This window comes from Gardnerella massiliensis (assembly GCF_003408845.1).
Lineage (GTDB): Bacteria > Actinomycetota > Actinomycetes > Actinomycetales > Bifidobacteriaceae > Bifidobacterium > Bifidobacterium vaginale_H.
On record NZ_LRTV01000006.1, the window covers coordinates 44,143 to 63,401 of the forward strand.

18 protein-coding genes and 1 tRNA gene are annotated in these 19,259 nt (G+C 45.9%); 16 read left to right on the forward strand and 3 right to left on the reverse strand.

All coding sequences use genetic code 11. The features are described from left to right. Positions 1–108 precede the first annotated feature (108 nt). Positions 109–252, forward strand: a complete 144-nt coding sequence (locus tag AXE77_RS06635; protein ID WP_165846050.1) for a hypothetical protein — start codon at positions 109–111, stop codon at positions 250–252. Positions 253–1,064: 812 nt separating this feature from the next. On the opposite strand, the gene AXE77_RS03395 is transcribed toward AXE77_RS06635, so the two are convergent. Continuing rightward, a complete protein-coding gene (locus AXE77_RS03395) occupies positions 1,065–2,060 on the reverse strand; it encodes an FKBP-type peptidyl-prolyl cis-trans isomerase (protein ID WP_116712155.1) in 996 nt (331 codons plus the stop codon). Between the two features lie 78 nt (positions 2,061–2,138). On the opposite strand from AXE77_RS03395, the gene AXE77_RS03400 reads away from it, so the two are divergent. The 3 genes from AXE77_RS03400 (at position 2,139) to AXE77_RS03410 (ending at position 6,221) form a co-directional block, all read left to right on the forward strand. Next, positions 2,139–4,028, forward strand: coding sequence for a hypothetical protein (locus AXE77_RS03400; protein ID WP_116712156.1), 1,890 nt, complete (start codon positions 2,139–2,141; stop codon positions 4,026–4,028). Next, a complete protein-coding gene (locus AXE77_RS03405) occupies positions 4,028–5,083 on the forward strand; it encodes a DUF8094 domain-containing protein (RefSeq protein ID WP_430886648.1) in 1,056 nt (351 codons plus the stop codon). Before AXE77_RS03400 ends, AXE77_RS03405 begins: the two co-directional genes overlap by 1 nt. A gap of 100 nt (positions 5,084–5,183) precedes the next feature. Next, a complete protein-coding gene (locus AXE77_RS03410) occupies positions 5,184–6,221 on the forward strand; it encodes a co-chaperone YbbN (RefSeq protein WP_116712157.1) in 1,038 nt (345 codons plus the stop codon). Between the two features lie 92 nt (positions 6,222–6,313). Here the strand turns inward: AXE77_RS03410 and AXE77_RS03415 are convergent. Beyond that, positions 6,314–6,387: transfer RNA gene (locus AXE77_RS03415), tRNA-Met, on the reverse strand. A gap of 192 nt (positions 6,388–6,579) precedes the next feature. On the opposite strand from AXE77_RS03415, the gene AXE77_RS03420 reads away from it, so the two are divergent. From AXE77_RS03420 to AXE77_RS03460, 9 genes are all read left to right on the forward strand, one after another. Next, positions 6,580–7,611 (forward strand): homoserine O-succinyltransferase, encoded by a 1,032-nt coding sequence (locus tag AXE77_RS03420; protein WP_116712158.1) that lies wholly within the window; start codon positions 6,580–6,582, stop codon positions 7,609–7,611. Positions 7,612–7,982: 371 nt separating this feature from the next. Continuing rightward, positions 7,983–8,837 carry a F0F1 ATP synthase subunit A gene (gene atpB / locus AXE77_RS03425; protein ID WP_116712159.1) on the forward strand — a complete coding sequence of 285 codons (855 nt, stop codon included), beginning with the start codon at positions 7,983–7,985 and terminating at the stop codon, positions 8,835–8,837. Between the two features lie 76 nt (positions 8,838–8,913). Next, entirely contained in the window at positions 8,914–9,147 is a 234-nt protein-coding gene (atpE, locus tag AXE77_RS03430) for an ATP synthase F0 subunit C (RefSeq protein WP_004126223.1), read from the forward strand. Positions 9,148–9,211: 64 nt separating this feature from the next. After that, a complete protein-coding gene (locus AXE77_RS03435; protein ID WP_116712160.1) occupies positions 9,212–9,754 on the forward strand; it encodes a F0F1 ATP synthase subunit B in 543 nt (180 codons plus the stop codon). Between the two features lie 108 nt (positions 9,755–9,862). Further along, entirely contained in the window at positions 9,863–10,444 is a 582-nt protein-coding gene (locus AXE77_RS03440) for a F0F1 ATP synthase subunit delta (protein WP_116712161.1), read from the forward strand. A 16-nt stretch (positions 10,445–10,460) separates the two neighbouring features. After that, on the forward strand, positions 10,461–12,122 hold the full coding sequence (gene atpA, locus AXE77_RS03445) for a F0F1 ATP synthase subunit alpha (RefSeq protein ID WP_116712162.1): 1,662 nt from the start codon (positions 10,461–10,463) through the stop codon (positions 12,120–12,122). Between the two features lie 3 nt (positions 12,123–12,125). Beyond that, on the forward strand, positions 12,126–13,130 hold the full coding sequence (locus AXE77_RS03450) for a F0F1 ATP synthase subunit gamma (protein WP_116712163.1): 1,005 nt from the start codon (positions 12,126–12,128) through the stop codon (positions 13,128–13,130). A 6-nt stretch (positions 13,131–13,136) separates the two neighbouring features. Further along, positions 13,137–14,624, forward strand: coding sequence for a F0F1 ATP synthase subunit beta (gene atpD, locus AXE77_RS03455; RefSeq protein WP_116712164.1), 1,488 nt, complete (start codon positions 13,137–13,139; stop codon positions 14,622–14,624). Between the two features lie 2 nt (positions 14,625–14,626). Then, positions 14,627–14,941, forward strand: a complete 315-nt coding sequence (locus tag AXE77_RS03460) for a F0F1 ATP synthase subunit epsilon (protein ID WP_116712165.1) — start codon at positions 14,627–14,629, stop codon at positions 14,939–14,941. Positions 14,942–15,204: 263 nt separating this feature from the next. Here the strand turns inward: AXE77_RS03460 and AXE77_RS03465 are convergent, their stop codons facing one another. After that, entirely contained in the window at positions 15,205–16,488 is a 1,284-nt protein-coding gene (locus AXE77_RS03465) for an ATP-binding protein (protein ID WP_116712166.1), read from the reverse strand. 333 nt (positions 16,489–16,821) lie between these two features. On the opposite strand from AXE77_RS03465, the gene AXE77_RS03475 reads away from it, so the two are divergent. The 3 genes from AXE77_RS03475 (at position 16,822) to AXE77_RS03485 (ending at position 19,205) form a co-directional block, all read left to right on the forward strand. After that, positions 16,822–17,868 (forward strand): hypothetical protein, encoded by a 1,047-nt coding sequence (locus AXE77_RS03475; RefSeq protein ID WP_116712168.1) that lies wholly within the window; start codon positions 16,822–16,824, stop codon positions 17,866–17,868. 408 nt (positions 17,869–18,276) lie between these two features. Continuing rightward, complete coding sequence (locus tag AXE77_RS03480; protein WP_116712169.1) at positions 18,277–18,462, forward strand: antitoxin VbhA family protein; 186 nt, start codon at positions 18,277–18,279, stop codon at positions 18,460–18,462. A 23-nt stretch (positions 18,463–18,485) separates the two neighbouring features. Further along, positions 18,486–19,205, forward strand: coding sequence for a Fic/DOC family protein (locus tag AXE77_RS03485; RefSeq protein ID WP_116712170.1), 720 nt, complete (start codon positions 18,486–18,488; stop codon positions 19,203–19,205). Positions 19,206–19,259: the final 54 nt, after the last annotated feature.

The following is a 19,259-nucleotide window of genomic DNA, read 5'->3' on the forward strand; positions in this document are numbered from 1 at the left end:
AGCAGGCCTGGTGTTTAATACTGGGTTTGGTGTTTGACTGCTTAGTCTAGTGCGTTGTTTGGCGTGCTAGGCTAAGCGGTTTTTATTGATTATTCTTGTGCTCGGCGTGTGACGGCTTGTTTGGGTTTGTTGCCTCTGCTGGTGTTGTTTCTGCTGGTTGATGTGGTTTGCCGTTTTTCTTTCTTACCATTGATGCTGGTAGGGGTGGTGCTGGTGGATGCTGAGTGCTGGGTGAGTGTTGTCTTCCGCTAGGGACGGGTGATGATGCTTGTAGTGTGAAAGGCTCGCGGTTTTTCCGTGGGCCTTTCTGCGTTTTGACCTGCGAATCGACGACTTCGAGCTGCATAATGCGCGAGAAGTCACTTCGATTCGCAAATTAGCCGAACGTTTACTAATAGCCGTGAATAATAAGGGTAGTTATAGGTTATATTGCAATTCGTTTGGTGTGGCGCGAGTTTTGGGGGATTTCTCTCCTCGCACGTCCCGTCCTTCGTCGCTCTGGTTGTTAAAGGCTTTTATGTCTGCTTCGTTCTTAATGAATGTTGCTTCCTCAGTCCTCTTTTAGTGCTCGTAGAGAAATCCCCCTAAACTCTGCGTGCTAATCGTTAATAACCTTGTCGTATCGCCGAGATTTTTCGATTTTTCTTCTTCGCTTGGCGAATCAGCAGCCTTCGGCTCTGACGTTCGCCGCGCTCAGTGCGAAAAATCTCAAATCTCTGCCACACTAATATTCCTACGAGTGAATAACTGTGCGCATTGGAATGTAAAATAACCTATTCGTTGCTCCTGCAGTACGCAATCTGCGTTAGTAACGTATAATCCCGTTTTTTCGTTACTAGCGCAGTCAGCGCTCTGCACGAGTAACACTCAATAACATTTTTTCGTTACTTTTGCAGAAACCGTACTGCGTTAGTAACGAATAAACAAGCAATGCCTCAGCCTTTGAGTACTTTGGGGCATAAAAAAGCCCCTCCTATTGCGTAGGAGAGGCTTGTGTGCGGAAGCAGCAAGCAGCAAACACAAACAGTAACGTGTCTGCTTTCTACAGCGCTTTGGTCTTACTGCTACTGCGCTTTGGAAGCGTAAAGAATATCCACTACGAAGTACAGCGTGGAGTTCGCAGGAATCGTTACGTTTCCTTTAGCGTCCTTCTTGTCTTCGCTGCCGTAGCCATCGTTTGGCGGAATCACCAGCAGAACCTGCGAGCCAACCTTCTTACCTGTTAAGCCCTTAGTCCAGCCCTGAATTACCTGTCCAGCGAGCGAGAAGTCCGCAGGCATGCCGCGCAACCATGACGAATCGAACTGATGCAGTTTGCCATCTTTATCGGTAGTCCACCCAGCGTAATGAGCGGTGACGGTGCTTTTTGCGGTCACCTTTTTGCCGGTTCCTTCAATCAAAGTCTGGGAAACCAGCTTCCCATCTGGCACGTAGTTATTCTTATCTAAGGATGGTACTCCAGATTTATCAAGCGTTACTTTCGGCAGATTTGCAGGAATATCGGTTACTGCTTTGCCGGTGGCGCGAGTTAATGCCTTGGCGCGGGAAATTAACGTAAGAACCATCACGTACGACGGGCCGGTTTTGCCGCTTACACCAAACGCTATGGTCGTATTTACTTTCTTACCCTTAATAAGCGCGTAATACGGGCGGCTGGTCACGTTCTTGCCAATAGAAATTGAGCAGTCAATATTACCCTTATCCCAAGTATTCATAAGTTCTTTGCCGTCTTTGGCATTGAAAACTATGCCCTGCGAGCATACGCGATCGCCTTCTTCAATAGTTGGACCGTTGCCTCGCTGCAAAATGGCGTACGTGTTCCTCTTCACCTTTAGTGGAGTCTGCAATTTAACGTCAGGCTTTTGGCCGAGCTTGCCGGAAGCACTAATGCCCTCGAGTAGCTGCATGCCCGCTTTCTGAGCGTTTTCGTCGGCTGCACCATTCTTATTATCAGCGTTGCCGCTGCAGGAAGCCAATCCTGCACACAATGCTATGGCACTTACAGCCGCAAAAGTGCGCGCCAAGAAGGACTTTTGTTTCAATATTGTGGTTTTTTGCATAAGTTCACACTACCGCTTGATATTGATTTTTATTGATAATAAGCGCTTGGTAAGGAAAGATTGTAGAATAGTAGCGTTATGACAAATATCAACAATGCTTCTGATACAGAAAGATTACCGATGAAACAGCCAACCATGCGCATCAAAATTATGCGTGGTATCGTAGCGCCATTTTTTGCGGTTCTTGCGGTGTTGAGTTTTGTTTTTGGTATAGTGAACGCAACCCTATGGAAGCCGAATGAAGTGGTGATTGCGCATGCTCGCGTAGATGGCACTCGCTATATTGTCACCGATCCTGGTGTGTTGGATTTAGTTGATAGCAAAGTGCGTATTAGCGTAGCTGCGTTGCGTACGCGTAAGCCTATTTGTGTTGCCGTTGGTTTAGTAAAAGATGTTCGTGGTTGGGTTGCTGGCTCTCCTGTTAAACGTATTACTGGCTTGCTGGATTGGGAGCGTTTGGACGTTTCGGAAACGTCTGGTAAAAATTCGCTGCAATCGGATTCTTCTGTGGATACTGGCGATCCTGACGTGCCGTTTAAGCAATCTAATTTGTGGTCGAACGTCACCTGTCAACTTGGTTTAGCAAAGTTTGCGATTAATACTAATGATTTCGTGCAGACTACCGGTTCGGCTTCGTACGATCGTGCGGTGGAGTCCGGCAGTATTACTCAAACGAATACTCGTTCTAATAATAATTCGTCTCACCGTGATTCTCATTTGCCGAGTGTTCGTTCGCAGGCTGCTAGTCGTGTTTTGCTGATTGATTTGGGGAGTAATGCGCCTAGTGCGATGGTCGAGTTGCGTTGGCGTCGACATCATGTGCCTGATTTTGCTACGCCGCTTTACTTTGTTGGTATTCTTTTTGCAGCGTTGGCTGTGCTCGCTGCAACTATTTTTGCTATGGCTCCGCACCGTCGTAGGAATAGGCAGTTGGTTGCAAGTCGTTCTGGCGTGTTAACGGTGAAGCCTGCTCGTCGTGAGGAAGTTGGTTTTGTTGAAGCGCTTATGGGTACGTTGAAGCTGCTTGCGCATAAGCGGCACCATAAGAGGGCTGTTGCGGGTCACGGTCGTCATGGTTGCCATGCTCGACGTAGGGGCGCTTTGCAGGCTGTTGGTGGCAGTGCGGAAGGTTTGCAGCCCACTGCGCGTATTGCTGTGGCTTCGTCTGCGAAGGATTCTGCTGATTCGTTAGCGGAAACTACTGTGATTTCTAAAGATGAGTTGCTCGCTTTTGCCGCGCGCTTTGCTCAGCAGCATGATTCAGATAGTTCTGATGGTTTGGGTTCGTATGAATCTTCTGCTGATTATACGACGGACGGGTATGCTCAGGAGGAGTCTGCCGGTGCTCAAGCTGATCAAGTTGAGGTTTCTCACGATAATCGACGCGATGCTGCTGAGTCTCACGGTGAGCGTGCTGCGAATAGTCGTGTGGCAAATGCTGATGGCGAGTCGGATGAAGATTTGAGCAAAGTTGCGGCAAAAGCTTCTGATAAAGCAACTCACAGGCATAATGCTGCTCGCACTGCTGGTGACGCTGGTTCTTCAGGCAACCCTGGCAACTCTGGCAACTCTAGTAAACGTGGCAATTCTGGAAATTCTGGCAATTCTGGCAATTCTGGCGAGCGCAATAATTCCAATGCAAAGCGCACCAGGCGGCAAAAGTCGGATGCAAAGAATTGTCGAAACCGCGATTTGCGCAATAATAAAGCAAAATCTGCTGGTGTCGGCACGAAGCCAGCTGGTGCGTCAAATACGTCAAATGTATCAAATGCGTCAAATGCGTCAGGTACGAAATCTGGTGGTGTTAAGTCTGAAAATACGAAATCGGAAAATGCTAAACCGTATCGCGCGAATCGTCGAGGGTATCGTAGCGACAGAAACGACGCTCGTTACAGAAAAGGCGGTAAAAATTGGCGAGGCAATTCGTCGTCAAACGGACGAAACGCTGAGCGGGGGAGTGAAAAGTAATGCGTAATAATACCAGAATATGCAATCGCAAGTTTGGTAGCAGCATGAAAGCTGCCCTACACTCCGCGCGCGTTTGTGTAGCGAGTGCAGTATCCGCAATGATTGTGATGAGCTTAGCGGCTTGCGACGGGCAAGTGCCGAAACCTACAGAAGTGCGCAGTAGTCGGGAAATGCCAAACGTAACGATTTTGCAAGAAAAAGATATTCGACTTGGCGTATTGCGTGTTTTGGAACGTGCTAACGAAGAAAAAGACGTGAGTGCGCTTTTCAAAGCTGTTTCCGGCCCTGCGCTTGACGTTCGTACCAGCGAGCTTACTATTGCAAGCAAAACCGGCAAGTTGGACCCTAAAACCACTATCCCGCGCGCTTCGGCACAAACTATTGTTCCTACTAACTCTGGTTGGCCTCGCGATTTGGTAACTATTACTACGACTACTCAAGACCAACAATCTAAGCGTTTGTTAGTGTTGCGTCAGCGACGTGCGCGCTCAAACTACAAACTGTGGGCTGTGGCGCGACTTTTCCCGGGCGTACATCTTCCTAAATTTGCTGTACCAAGTATCGGATCTTCTATGGGAAAGATTAACGATACCGGCCTTGTAATGACTCCAGAAGTTGCAGTAACAGCGTATGCAGACGTGTTGCAGCATGGTGAAGACAGCAAGTACGCAAAGTATTTTGAAAAAGACTATTTACGCGGAAAGCTGGCTGAACTTTCCAAAGTTGTACAAGCCGGCATGGAACGCAACAAAGGCTCGCAAGAGCAAGTTTTTACGCCGCAAATGAAGCAGATAAGCGTTATGCGTTCAACGGATGGTAGTGATTTAGTGGTTGCTCGCATAGATTCTGTGTGGACGCGCGTTGCGGGAGAAGGCCGCGAGTCGAGGCCTGCTTCCGACGAAGAGAAGGCTTTATTTGGTGACGGTAAGGCGACGGGCACTATGCGCGTAACGTACGTTAACGTCGTTGCTTTGGTGATTCCATCCGCGGGTTCACACATGAAAATTACTCCGGTTGGTGCCGAGCGTCAGCCTATTAAAGTAGAAGCTTTATAAAGAAGATTTGTAAGGAATCTTTATACATTGGTGCTTGTGTGCGCGTTGAATTTTTAACGCGTTGGTTAATGAATAAGAAAAATAAGAAAACGAGGCAAACATGGTCAATGGACAGTCGCAGAGCATGAACCCTGGTGTTTTTTCGCTTGCAGGAGCTGTGGATTTGGAGGGTGTGAAGCGTCGAGTTGAAGCGCAGGCTAAGCAGGCGGCTCGTGCGTCTGCTGCTGGCGATCAAGGTGCTCAGTCTTCTGCTCCAAAAGCTGGCGGCTACGTTATTGATGTTAACGAGCAGTCGTTCCAGGCGATGGTGCAAACGTCGGTAAGTTTTCCTATTATTCTGCTGCTTTGGCAGTCGCACGATGAGGCTTCTTTTGAGCTTGCTTCTCAGCTTGCGGATGCTGTGACTGCTCTTGACGGCCGCATGCAGCTTGCGCGTATTGATGCTGACGAAAGTCCTAGTATTGCTCAGGCTTTGCGCGCGCAGCAGCTTCCTGCAATATACGGTTTGATTGGTGGAAGGCCTATGCCGATTTCGCAAGGTTTGCCAAGTGATGATGAGTTGCAGCAGATTTGTAGCACGATTATGCCGCAGTTGGTTCAGGTTGCTGAACGTTCCGGGGTGGCTGGGACTGCTCCTTTTGTGGAGCCTGCGAACGATGCTCAGTCTGATGCTTCTGGTGACGGTGCTAGCGATGGCGATAGTTCTAGCTCTTCTGCGGAGCAAGTTCCTCCTGCTCATGAGCAAGCTCATGCGCTGGCGATGCAGGGTGATTATGCTGCTGCCGCTGCCGAGTACGCGAAGGTCCTTGAAGCGGATCCTCATGATGCACTTGCTGCTCGCGAGCGCGCTAAGGCGTTGCTACTTGCGCGCAATGCGCATGCGGACGTTGCTGCAGTGCGTAAGGCTGCGGGGGATAATCTTGACGATGTTGAAGCGCAGCTTGCAGTTGCGGATGTCGATATGATCGATGGGCATATCGATGATGCGTTCGGACGTTTGCTTGATTTTCTGGCTGGAGGGCATCGTGCGGATGCTGAGAGTATTCGTGCGCGTATGCTTGAGTATTTTGCTATGCTTCCTACTGACGACCCTCGTTTGGCGCGCGCTCGCCGACGTCTTGCGATTCTGCTGTATTGAGTTGCGTTACTCGCTTGCTGGCCTATAACCCGAAAAATAAAAAAGCCAAGAACCACACAATCGTGAGAATGTCGTGTGATTCTTGGCTTTAGTAGCGGGGCATGGATTTGAACCATGGACCTCTGGGTTATGAGCCCAGCGAGCTACCGAGCTGCTCCACCCCGCGTCGGCCACTTTTAGCAGCTCTATCTACGATAGGTGCAAATTCAGATTTGTCAACTTTCGGGCGTGTCTCGCCGTTTTGTTTTACAATTCCCTGCGCAAGTTGCGTCTCTTATTGCGTATCTTATTGCGTTTGTAACTAACTATTCGTAGCGTGGTCAACTATTACTAAACAAGTGTGGGGTATAATAAACACATGCCTATTAAGATTCCAGAAGGATTACCAGCACGAGATATTCTTGACGCCGAACGCATCTTTGCGCTTGAACGTCCAGAAGCGGAACAGCAGCGGGTTCGACCGTTAAGACTGCTTATCCTAAACCTTATGCCGAAGAAAATAGAAACAGAAACGCAACTGTTGCGTCTTATTTCTAAATCTCCTTTGCAAGTTGACATCGATTTTATGAAAACTTCCACGCATGTATCGACTCACGTAAGTGCCGATCATTTAGTGAAGTTTTACGAAAATCTTGATGCCCTTCGTAATAATTATTACGACGGTTTTGTAGTGACAGGTGCTCCGGTTGAGCATATGGAATTCGAAAAAGTAGACTATTGGCATGAGTTTACGCAGATTCTCGACTGGGCAGCCACGCACGTTTTTTCTACAATGTACTTGTGCTGGGGCGCGATGGGCGCGCTCTACTATCGTTACGGCGTAAAAAAGCATGTTCTCAGCGAAAAAGTTTTTGGCGTATTCCCGCAATATTTGCAGGATGAGTACTGCTTCCTTACCAATGGGTTCGACGAAATAGCATTGCAGCCGCACTCTCGTATAGCAAGCGTTGACGTTGACGATATTGCGCGTAATAAGCGTTTACAAATTCTTACGTGTGGACCGCAATCAGGTCCGGGTTTGGTAGCAAGTCGCGATTTTTCGGAAGTTTTTGCGCTAGGACACTGGGAGTACGGCAAAATGACGCTTGCTCAAGAATACGAGCGCGACATGGCGAAAGGTTTAAGTAACGTGCCGTTCCCTCGCAACTATTTTCCGCATGATGACGCAAGTTTGGAACCGCTTTTTGCTTGGCGTGCTCATGCCAACTTATTGTGGCGCAACTGGCTTAATTGGGTGTATGAAACTACGCCTTACGATCTTTGTGATATTCCTAAACTTCGCGCTACGGGAAAGTTGGGTACGGATCGTGCGATACGTCACGAGCCGGCTTCTCCGCGTTCTGATAACTTCCGTCCGTTTGTGAATAGTGGATATGGGGTACAGGATTAAAGGTACAGGATTAAAAATTGCAGTGCGCAGGGTGATTACATCGCTTTGCGAGTGTCGAACTTTTTTCAGTATTTTATTTCTTTTTTACAGAAAAAGGTGAGTTATCCTCTAAATTTTATGAAATTTATGACATTTTTTAGAAAAATTAACAGTCTTCGTGAGTTAAGTTTGTAATAAGATATGTCAGCAACAAATTATGTACATACACAGAGTAGAATCAGCTTTTAGATGTATTTTTCGTTTCGTGCCCCGCGCTTTGCGAAATAGATAGTCTAGTTGATATGTAATGCCGTGAGATGAATGAATTGCATGTGTGAGAATAAACGGCATTGTTGTGAAGGCGTGTGAACGAATTGCTTAAGGAGGCACTTATGGATGGAATGGTTGATGTTTTACTGAGGACTACCAATGTAGCTTCAGCAGTGGCTTCGTCTGGACCAGAATTGCCTAATATTGGCGAATTTTTGCCTCCAGAGATTTTGTTCCAGGGCACACCATTTGCCATGAACCGCATTATTTTGGTGCGTGTGCTTATGGCTGTAATCGTCATGATTATTTTCGGCATTGGTGCCGCTCGCGCAAAGTTAGTTCCAGGAAGATTCCAGAGCATGCTGGAAATTTTAATGGACTTTGTGCGCTACAACATTGTTTACGAGATGATTGGTGAGGAACGCGGCAAGCGATATGTGCCAATGATGTCTACACTTTTCATCACGATTTTCTTCTTTAATCTTTGTTCTGTGATTCCAGGATTAAATATGGCTGCAACCGCAACCATTGCTGGTCCGTTGGTATTTGCTTTGTGGGTTGTGTGCCAATATCTTATTGCTGGCATTCGTGAAAAAGGTTTTTTGCGATTCTTCCGTGAAGCGTTGTTCCCAGCGGGCGTGCCATGGCCGATTTACTTCATTCTTTCGCCATTGCAGCTCATAGAATTAATAATTGTGCGACCACTTTCGCTTACAATCCGTTTGTTTGCGAATATGATTGCTGGCCATTTGCTGGTGGCCACTTGCTTAGTATTCACCAATTTCTTTGTGGTGGATTCCAGCAATAAACTCCTTGCCTTCGGCGGTGCTTTGTGGCTGCTTGGTGGCATTCTGTTTACCCTATTCGAAATTATGGTAGCTGGTTTGCAGGCGTTTATTTTCACTGTGCTTGCTTCTGTCTACATTTCGGAAAGTTACCCGGAGGAAGAAGAAAAGTCTGCTGTTGCTGTTGCTTGATAGCATAGCTTAAATCTTCAGATTTTACCCATCTTACGGGTTTATACTGGTTACTGTTTTAACAGAAAGGAAACCAATGAATAATATCATCGCTCTCGCAGGTTTGGTCGGCAACCTCAGCATTCTTGGCTTTGCTGTCGCAACAATTTCTCCTGCACTTGGTATGGCAATAGTCGTTGCTAAAGCTATGGAATCTACTGCACGTCAGCCAGAAGTTGGCAACCGTATTCAGTTGTTCATGTTTGTTGGCTTGGCATTTATTGAGGTTCTGGGCTTGCTCGGATTCGTTGCCTACATTATGGGAAAGTGAACCGAACGAAACAACTCGTTCCAGCACAAATATAAAAGTGTTGAGGGAATAGAAAGGACAAGCCATGGCACATGCATCTGAGAGTAATGGTTTGGCGTTGTTCTTGCCTGAGCCTTATGACTTAGTGTGGTCGTTAGTTGTTTTGGTAGTTCTTGCAGCGTTTTTCTACAAGTTCGTTATGCCTAAATTCCAGGCAATTCTTGATGAGCGTGCAGAAAAAATCGAAGGCGGAATGGCTAAAGCAGCGAACATGCAGCATGAAGCTGACGAATTAAAAAGTCAGATGGAAGAAGAGCTTGCTCAAGCTCAAGCTGATGCTGCAAAAACTCGCGAAGAGGCTCGTGCGGAAGCTTCAAAAATTATTGGCGAAGCTAGACAACGCGCTGAAAAGGATGCTGCAAAAATCATTAGTGAAGCGCAGCATTCCATTGAGGCTCAGCATAAGCATGCCATGTCCAGCCTCCAAGGAGAGGTATCGGTTCTTGCAGCAGCATTGGCTGGCAAGATTCTTGCATCCAAGCTGGATGACGATACTGTAAGCTCCAAAATTATTGATCATGTGATTGATGAAGTTGGAGAAACTAAAAATTCGGATCAAGTTAAGTAAGGCTTAATATACAAAACTTAATAATTGCAAAATAAAAAATAATTTGCGCTTTTATTGGTTTTGTATATTAATTGCATTACTTCGTTTTACAGAAATGAGGAGGTAAGAATGCCAGAAAAGGCATCGCGTGCAAACGAAAGTTTGTCGCGTTCTTCTCTTGCGCAGGCCATCTCAGATGCACATGATGAAGCGCAGCGCATCGCTGACGAGCTTTCGTCAATGATGAGCATGATTGATCAGTATCCTGAGCTTTCTGATGCGATTACCGATCCGAATAGGTCTTCGGAAGATAAGTCTCGCCTTATTGACGAGCTTATTGGAGGTAAAGCGCACCCTGTTGTATTGCGCATAATGCACTATCTTGTCGGGACATGGCACGGTGGTGCGGAAAGTGGCAAGACTGGTAGCTTTGGTGGCGCTTGGTCAGGCTTCGAGCGTGAAGCTGGCGAAACGTTGGTTACTGTCACTACTGCTCAGCCGCTTACCGATAAGCAAATCAAGCGTTTGATTGAAATCTACAGCAATAAGTTGGGTCATCGCGCATACATTAACCCAATTGTGGATCCAAACGTGCTTGGTGGCATGCGTATACAAATCGGCGATCAAATAACCGATCGTACCATGTTAATGCAGCTGAAGCAGTTGCAGCGTTCTGCGCGCAATGGTGCTTGGACACAGGCAGTGAAGTAATAAATTAAGGAGAATTATGGCGGAACTATCTATTGATCCCGCCCTTATACGCAAGGCGCTCGACGGTTTTGTCGACTCGTATAAGCCTACAGACATGCCAACGCAAGAAGTTGGCTATGTTGTTACGGCTGGTGACGGCATTGCGCACGTGGCTGGTTTGTCCGGCTGCATGGCGAACGAGCTGCTCACTTTCGAGAACGATACCTTGGGTCTTGCGTTCAACCTTGATGCTCATGAAATCGGCGTGGTTATTCTCGGTGATTTCACTGGTATTGAGGAAGGGCAGGAAGTTTACCGCACTGGCGAAGTGTTGTCAGTGCCGGTTGGTGACGCTTATCTTGGTCGTACCGTGGATCCTTTGGGTAATCCAATCGATGGCTTAGGCGCGATTGAGTGCAATGAGCGTCGTATTCTTGAAGCCCAGGCTCCAGACGTTATTCACCGTCATCCAGTTGACGAACCTTTGTCTACTGGTTTGAAGGCTATTGACGCAATGACGCCAATTGGTCGCGGTCAGCGTCAGTTGATTATTGGTGACCGCCAAACGGGTAAGACGGCAATCGCAATCGATACGATTATTAACCAGCGTACGAACTGGGAGAGTGGAGACCCGAAGAAGCAGGTGCGTTGCATCTATGTAGCAATCGGTCAGAAGGGTTCTACTATTGCTGCAGTGCGTCAAAGCCTTGAAGAGGCGGGCGCTATGAAGTACACCACGATTGTGGCAAGCCCAGCTTCTGATTCTGCAGGTTTTAAGTACATTGCACCTTACACCGGTTCTGCAATCGGTCAGCATTGGATGTACAACGGCAAGCATGTTTTGATTGTTTTCGACGATTTGTCGAAGCAAGCAGAAGCGTACCGTTCGATTTCTTTGCTTTTGCGTCGTCCACCTGGGCGTGAAGCTTACCCAGGCGACGTGTTCTACCTGCACTCTCGTCTGCTTGAACGTTGTGCTAAGCTTTCCGACGATTTGGGCGGCGGCTCTATGACCGGCCTTCCAATTATCGAAACCAAGGCAAACGACGTTTCTGCATACATTCCAACCAACGTGATTTCTATCACCGATGGTCAGATCTTCTTGCAGTCTGATTTGTTCAACGCAGGTCAGCGTCCAGCAGTTGATGTCGGTATTTCCGTGTCTCGTGTTGGTGGTGCTGCTCAGGCTAAGGCTTTGAAGAAGGTCTCTGGCATGTTGAAGATTTCCTTGGCTCGTTATAAGTCTTTGGAATCTTTCGCCATGTTTGCTTCCGATTTGGATGCGGCTTCGAAGGCTCAGCTGACTCGTGGCGCTCGCTTAACAGAGTTGCTTAAGCAGAAGCAGTTCTCGCCTCGCGCAATGGAGCAGGAAGTAGTTTCTGTGTGGGCTGGTACGCATGGCAAGCTTGACGATATTCCAGTGAAGGACGTTTTGCGTTTTGAAAGCGAATTGTTGGATTACCTGGATAAAGGCACCGACATTTTGCAGGTGATTCGCGATACTGAAGACTTCACTAAGGAAACTGAATCTAAGCTTGATGCTGCTATTGATGATTTCCGTAGGACGTTTAAGACTTCTGCTGGCAAGCCTTTGATTGTAAAGGATTCGTTGCCACCGGCTGAGAACCCTGCCCCTGTTGAGAAGGAGCAGCTTATTGCAAAGCCGAAGTCAGATAGTCGCGAGCCTGAGGGGAAGTAGCGTATGTCCTCCCAACTTGCATTGAAATCGAGAATTGTTTCCACTCAGTCTTTGGGTAAGATCTTTAAGGCTCAGGAAATGATTGCGTCTTCGCACATTGCTAAAGCGCGAGATATTGCGCTTAACGCTAAGCCTTATAGTGACGCAATTTTCGATGCTGTGCAGGCGTTGGTAGCTCATCACGAAGCGAATATTAAGCATCCTATATTTGGTAAGGAGCATGCTGGCAATCGTGTAGCAGTTCTAGCCCTTACTTCTGATCGTGGTATGGCAGGTGCGTTTACGTCTTCGATTATTCGCGAGACGGAAGCGCTTCTTGCCAAGCTCGATGCGGAAGGTAAGCATGCGGAACTGTACGTGTACGGTCGTCGTGGTGCTACTTACTACAAGTATCGTAATCGAGACGTTGCAGGCACTTGGGAAGGTTCTACGGATCATCCTGATGTCACTATTGCAGAAAAGATTTCTGATACGTTGATGGATGCTTATATGGCGCCGGAAGCAGAAGGCGGAGTTTCGGAACTGTATATTGTTTTCACTGAATTTATCAATATGGTGAGGCAAAAAGTTCGTACGTTGCGCATGCTACCAGTTGAGTTAGTTCCGTTGAAGGATGGCGAGGAGTTTGCTATGCACCGTCCTGATTACGAAGCGGCTTCTGGTCCTTCAGCTTCGCTGTCGTCTACGAGCGCAGTTTCAGCTCGTGAGGAGGCGGTGAGCCGCAGCAATCCTGATGCTGTTGAATATTGCTTCGAGCCAAGCCCAGATGAAGTGCTGGATGCTGTTTTGCCGAAGTATATTCAGTCGCGTATTCACGAGTGCTTGCTTACTTCTGCTGCTTCTGAAACGGCAAGTAGGCAGAACGCTATGCATACGGCTACAGATAACGCCCGCAATTTGGTGGATGATTTGACACGAAAGCTTAATGCTTCGCGTCAGGCATCTATCACTCAAGAACTTACCGAGATTATCGGCAGCGCTGATGCGCTGAATAATGAGGAGGATTAGGAGCATATGGCTGAAAATCAGACCACAGCGCCTCCAGAAGCCGAAAAGGAAGTCGATCCGACGGCTGGTCGCGTAACCCGCGTTCAGGGTTCCGTGATTGACGTTGAATTCCCGGTCGGCTATCTGCCGGATATTTACAATGCTCTCAAAGTCGATATCAACACCGTTGGAAACACGGAAGGTGATACCGTCCACGAAATTACGCTGGAAGTTGAGCAGCACCTTGGTGACTCAACCGTGCGAGCAGTCGCTTTGAAGCCTACGGACGGCTTGGTTCGTGGTGCTTTAGTTAGGGATACTGGCGGCCCAATTTCGGTTCCTGTTGGCGATGTTACTAAAGGTCACGTGTTTGATGTTACCGGCAACATTTTGAATGCTAAGCCGGGCGAACATATTGAAGTAACTGAGCGCTGGCCAATTCACCGTAACCCACCTGCTTTCGATCAGCTTGAGTCTAAGACTCAGATGTTTGAAACCGGTATTAAGGTTATCGATTTGCTTACCCCTTACGTTCAGGGCGGCAAGATTGGTCTGTTCGGTGGCGCAGGCGTTGGTAAAACCGTGTTGATTCAGGAAATGATTCAGCGCGTTGCACAGAATCACGGTGGCGTGTCTGTGTTTGCTGGCGTTGGTGAGCGTACCCGTGAAGGTAACGATTTGATTGGCGAAATGGCTGAAGCTGGCGTTTTGGAGAAAACAGCGCTTGTCTTTGGTCAGATGGATGAGCCTCCTGGGACTCGTCTTCGCGTGCCTCTTACCGCTTTGACCATGGCTGAGTACTTCCGCGATGTGCAGAATCAGGATGTGTTGCTGTTCATCGACAACATATTCCGCTTTACTCAGGCTGGTTCTGAGGTGTCCACTTTGCTGGGTCGTATGCCTTCCGCAGTTGGTTACCAGCCAAACTTGGCAGATGAAATGGGTGCGTTGCAGGAGCGTATTACTTCTACGCGCGGCCATTCCATTACGTCGCTTCAGGCTATTTACGTGCCTGCAGATGATTACACTGATCCTGCACCTGCAACAACCTTTACGCACTTGGATGCTACTACTGAGCTTTCGCGTGATATTGCAGCTAAGGGTATTTACCCAGCTGTGGATCCATTAACTTCTACTTCTAGAATTTTGGATCCTCGTTACGTTGGCCAGGCTCACTACGATTGCGCAAACCGCGTTAAGGCTATTTTGCAGCGTAACAAGGAGCTTCAGGACATCATCGCCTTGATTGGTATTGATGAACTTGGTGAGGAAGATAAGACTACAGTGAGCCGCGCTCGTAAGATTGAGCAGTTCCTTGGTCAGAACTTCTACGTGGCTGAAAAGTTCACGGGCCGTCCAGGTTCTTATGTGCCAGCAGATGAAACCATTGAAGCGTTCACGCGTATTTGCAATGGTACTTATGATGACATTCCTGAGCAGGCGTTCTCGGGCATTGGTGGCATTGACGATCTTGAGCGTCGTTGGCACGATATGCAGCAAGAGTTTGGTGCGTGATCATGGCAGAGAAGCAAGTAAAATCGCTGCACGTGAGTGTGGTGGCAGCCAGGCATCCTGTGTGGGAAGGCGACGCCAAGTTTGTGGTTATTCCTTCTGTGAATGGCTTAATGGGTGTGCTTCCTGGGCATGAGGCTGTGCTTGCGTTGATTGATCACGGTTTTGTGAAGGTTGACGATTTGAAGGGTGTGCGTCACGTGTTTAAAGTGACAGACGGCTTCTTCTCTGTTGATTCTGATCACATTACGATTGCTGTTGAGCATAGTTGCAATGTCGATAAAGACGGCAACGTGTTGCCTAACGCTAAGGTGATTTAGGCTTACGTATAAGTGAAGTAAGCGAAAAGGCAGGAGTTTGAGGTATTCTCAAGCTCCTGCCTTTTGTTTTATCTTGCGCGTGTGTGAATGTTGTTTCACTTCGCAAAATTAAAAAATTTTCAAATTTGCGAAGTGGGATTTGCTCGACTTTGCTAAGTGGGATTTGCTCGGCATTAAAACTCGTAAATCGTGCTACGCCGAAACGAGTGGTGTTATGCGTGTTGTGATGCTGTTTTTGGTTGTTTTGTGTCTGCGTGTTGTGCTTAGTTCGCGCTGAGCAGCCATTGTGCTATGTCTATTACGCGTATTCCTTCAATATCGTAAGAATCGTGGCGAGTGTTTGCTAGAAGGATTTTAGGGTAAGAATCTTTTATGGCTTTGAGTGGTGAAAGTTCGCGCTCCAATGTGGAATCATCGCTAATATTGTCTGAAACTTGGATATAAATCTTTTCGCTTGCTTTTATTGCAACAAAATCTATTTCTTTTTGGTAAAGTTTACCAACGTAAATTGAGTATCCTCTTCGCATAAGCTCAAGTGCCACAATATTCTCGTACGCTCTTCCGTAATCCATGTTGCGCGTTCCCAGAATTGCGTAGCGTAGCGCGGTATCTGCTAAATAGTATTTTTCATTTGTTTCTAAATATTTTTTACCGCGAATATCGTAGCGTTTTACTTTATAAAACATGAATGCATCGCATAAATATTTTAGATAATTGCCAACAGTTACGTGCGTTGTTTCAATATGATTCTGCTTAAGTATTGAGCTTATATTGTTCGCGGTTGTGAGATTTGCAATATTATCCATTAAAAATTCGCATATTGAGTCAAGAAGTGACACTTCTGATATTGAGTATTTGTCTACTAAATCGCGTTTAACAAGAGTTGTATACACGTTTTTTATGTATGCTTCTGCATCGTCTTGGTTGGCGTAAACGTATGATCCTGCAAGCCCGCCCTGTTGTAAATACTTTTGCAAAGCATCGTTAAAGTTGTTTTCTACTTCAAAGTACTCGCAATATTCTGCAAAACTAAACGGGAATACTGGTATTTCAATAAATCTTCCACTGAATAGTGTTGCAAGATCCGAACTAAGTAAGAATGCGTTGGATCCCGTTAAGTAAATATCGTATTTATTGCTATTGTGAAGGCTGTTAATCGCAAGCTCAAATTTTGGGCATAATTGAACTTCATCAATCATAAGAACGTTGTACGCTTCGGGTATGTAACGGCTTTCAACGTACGCAAAAAGACTTTTGTAATTTTTCAGATTTTCATAATTTAGGTTATTAAAGTCGATGCTGATTATGTTAAGTTGCTGATTATTTAGGTTATTTTGCTGTTGTAGCGTGTTTGGAAGTTGCGCGTGCTTTGCTGACGCGTAAAGTTTGCTACTTTGATTACTGTAGGTGTTTTCTAAATGCGTGCGGTAAGCGCGTAGTAGTTCCGATTTTCCACTGCGTCGAATGCCGGTGATGATTTTTATATCTGGCGTGCCTTTAAGTCGCTTTAGGCGATTTAGGTAATCTGTTCTCTCGATGAGTTTCATGCAATCGCCTTTCGTCTTCAGAATCGTAGTATTTTTTACTTTTGAAAGCAGATTCGTATTTTCACTTTCAAAACTTTAATTTTATTTTACTTTTGAAAGTATTATATCATTTTCACTTTCAAAACTGTAATATTTTTTAAGTTTTGAAAGTGAGTGCCTATTTGTGTTCGCACGCGAATGCCCTTTTCTTTTTGATTAATGTCGTTTATTTTTTGCAACGGGTGGTATTCTTGTATGTGATTGTTGATGAATTTCTGGCTTTACTTTTATCAATCTGCCAGTTGTGTCAACATGTAATATTTGCGCTTTTGCGCGAGAGAAGAAAGGATAATTATGCTAAAGAAAAAAGCAATAGGTGCTTTTGTAGCTGCTGCTACTTTGCTTAGTGGTTTTGCTTTTGCATCGTTTGCTCCAGTTGCCTTTGCAAATGATGGCAACAGTGGTAGTGATATAGAGAAAAATTGCGAAGTTCGCGAGAAATATGATGAAGAATTTCACGTAGGTCTTTACACCCGCACGCTATATTGCAAAGATTCCAGCAGTTCAGAATATCATGAGGCATCACTCCCAGAAAAAAAGGAATGGAGCATAGCTGTTGCAAAGAGACTTAATGTTCCAGGAGGAGAATTTAAATTTATTGGTGGTGCGCAAGATTGGTGTGATAACTATTTTTGCCCATTAGGCCCTTTTATTGATTATGATCGTGTTGACAATTATATTAATGAAAAACTGAAGACGAGCGACGTATTTTGCTATTATGCAAGAAGGGGCGGATGGCTCCATAGCATGGACGAAACAGGCAGAAGGAGAGATGTTGTAACAAGCGGTGGTCCTGAATACTGCGATAAAAATGGATGTAAAGCCGCCAGTATAGGTACCAATGAATATAAAGTATGCAAAGCGCATGGATATTTCAATGATAGCGAAGATCAGTCTGGTTCAGACCAAACTCCTGCACCAGCACCTAAGCCAGCTCCTGCTCCGGCTCCTGCTCCTGCACCTGAGCATCATGGTATGACTCCTGCTCCTGCTCCTTCGGCGCTTGACTCGCTTACTCCTGCGCTCGACGACAATATTGATTTTAGCGAGATGCTAGATATGGCTGATTTTGATGTTGATTCGTTGGGTGATTTGTCTGATTCTGGCAACATGAACGTCGGGGATTTCACCGGCACTGATAGTGCTGATAACTCTGGTGACGCTGGTATTCCTAGTGGTGTAGATGATTTCAACATTGGTGATTTCGATCTGTCTGATTTCGATTTTGCTGATTTGTTGGATGATCTTGGCGATTTGGATCTTGATGGTTTAGCTACTGCTGATGTCGCTGATGCTGATTCTTCTGTTCCAGCTGTGCCTGTTGGTGTTGTAGCTCGCTAGGTTAGCTGACATAGTGTAGTTGTTATAAGTGAGAAGATTAAGGGTCTTCGTTTGCGTTCGCTTGGCTTGCTTTTCTGCTTGCTTGCATTCACACTCGAAGGCCCTTTTTGTATTGGCTGCGCGTTCTGTTTATTGGGCTCCTAGTCTTGTGTGAATATTGTCTCACTTCGCAAAATTAAAAAATTTTCAAATTTGCGAAGTGGGATTTGCTTGCCATTAAAGCGCGTAAATCATGCTACGCCGAAACAAGTGGTGTGATGTTGCTGATGCTGGATTCGTCAAATCGCAAACTGTGCCGTAACGAAACTGTGCCGTAACGAAAATATGTGGTAATCAAAATGCATTGCGAATAGTAAAATAGTTGGTAGTTGTTTTTGATTTTAGAGCGGGTGTTGGTAGGGAGTAGAAATGATCGATAAAGAAACGCAACGTATGCGTCAAGAAAATTTGGGTCTTGCAATAGCTTCAGGCAGGCTTGAAGGCAATTCGCCTTCAAAAGAGTTTCTTTATGACGCAAATCAATATGCTAAAGGTTTTATAACCAGTGATGAATTTGTTGCTAGAATGCGTTCTAGATATAGCGTAACGGATTAACTTACTCGGATTGCGTTAGTGCTATGGAAGCAGTTTTTGACCCATATCTTATTCCCCACACCAGGGTATTGAAGAACAAGTCTAATATAGATAATCAGATTGAATTAGATAAATATGAGAACGATGCTGTTCTTACAAGATGCTCTATTTTGTACGAAAACTTGCCGCATGCTGAAGGAACTGTTAAGCAATTGCAGTGGATTCATAATTATCTTTTTCAGGATGTTTACGATTGGGCTGGTCAGATTCGTACTATTGACATGTCTAAAGGCGGTGGCGAGCCGTTTCATCCGCTTGAATACATGGGTGTTGGGATTCGATACTGTGAGCAAACGCTTAAAAATGATAATTTATTGCAAGGTTTATCTATTGATGAGTTTATTAGTAAGCTAAGCGTAAATTACAATAATTTTAATGTTTTACACCCATTTCGTGAGGGCAATGGTAGAACGCAGCGTGTTTTTTGGGATATTGTTGCGCGAGATGCTGGGTACCATTTTGATTGGGGATTAATAACGCAGCGCGTAAACGATAATGCTTCGATTCGGGCTAAAGATACTAACGATACTAAGCTTCTTGAAGACATGTTCCGCATTATTACAAAGCCTTTGCAGGTTGAGCTTTTGGCTCAGCAGCAGTTTGCGCATCTTGTTGAAGAAGAATACGAGTACGCGCCGAATGTGGCTAGTGTTTTGCAAGATAGGGATTACGCTGCGTATAAAACGCGTTACGGCATAGATTGAATGTAGTGATTGCGTATTGCTAACGCTGGTATCTTAGTTATTTCTTTTTTTTTT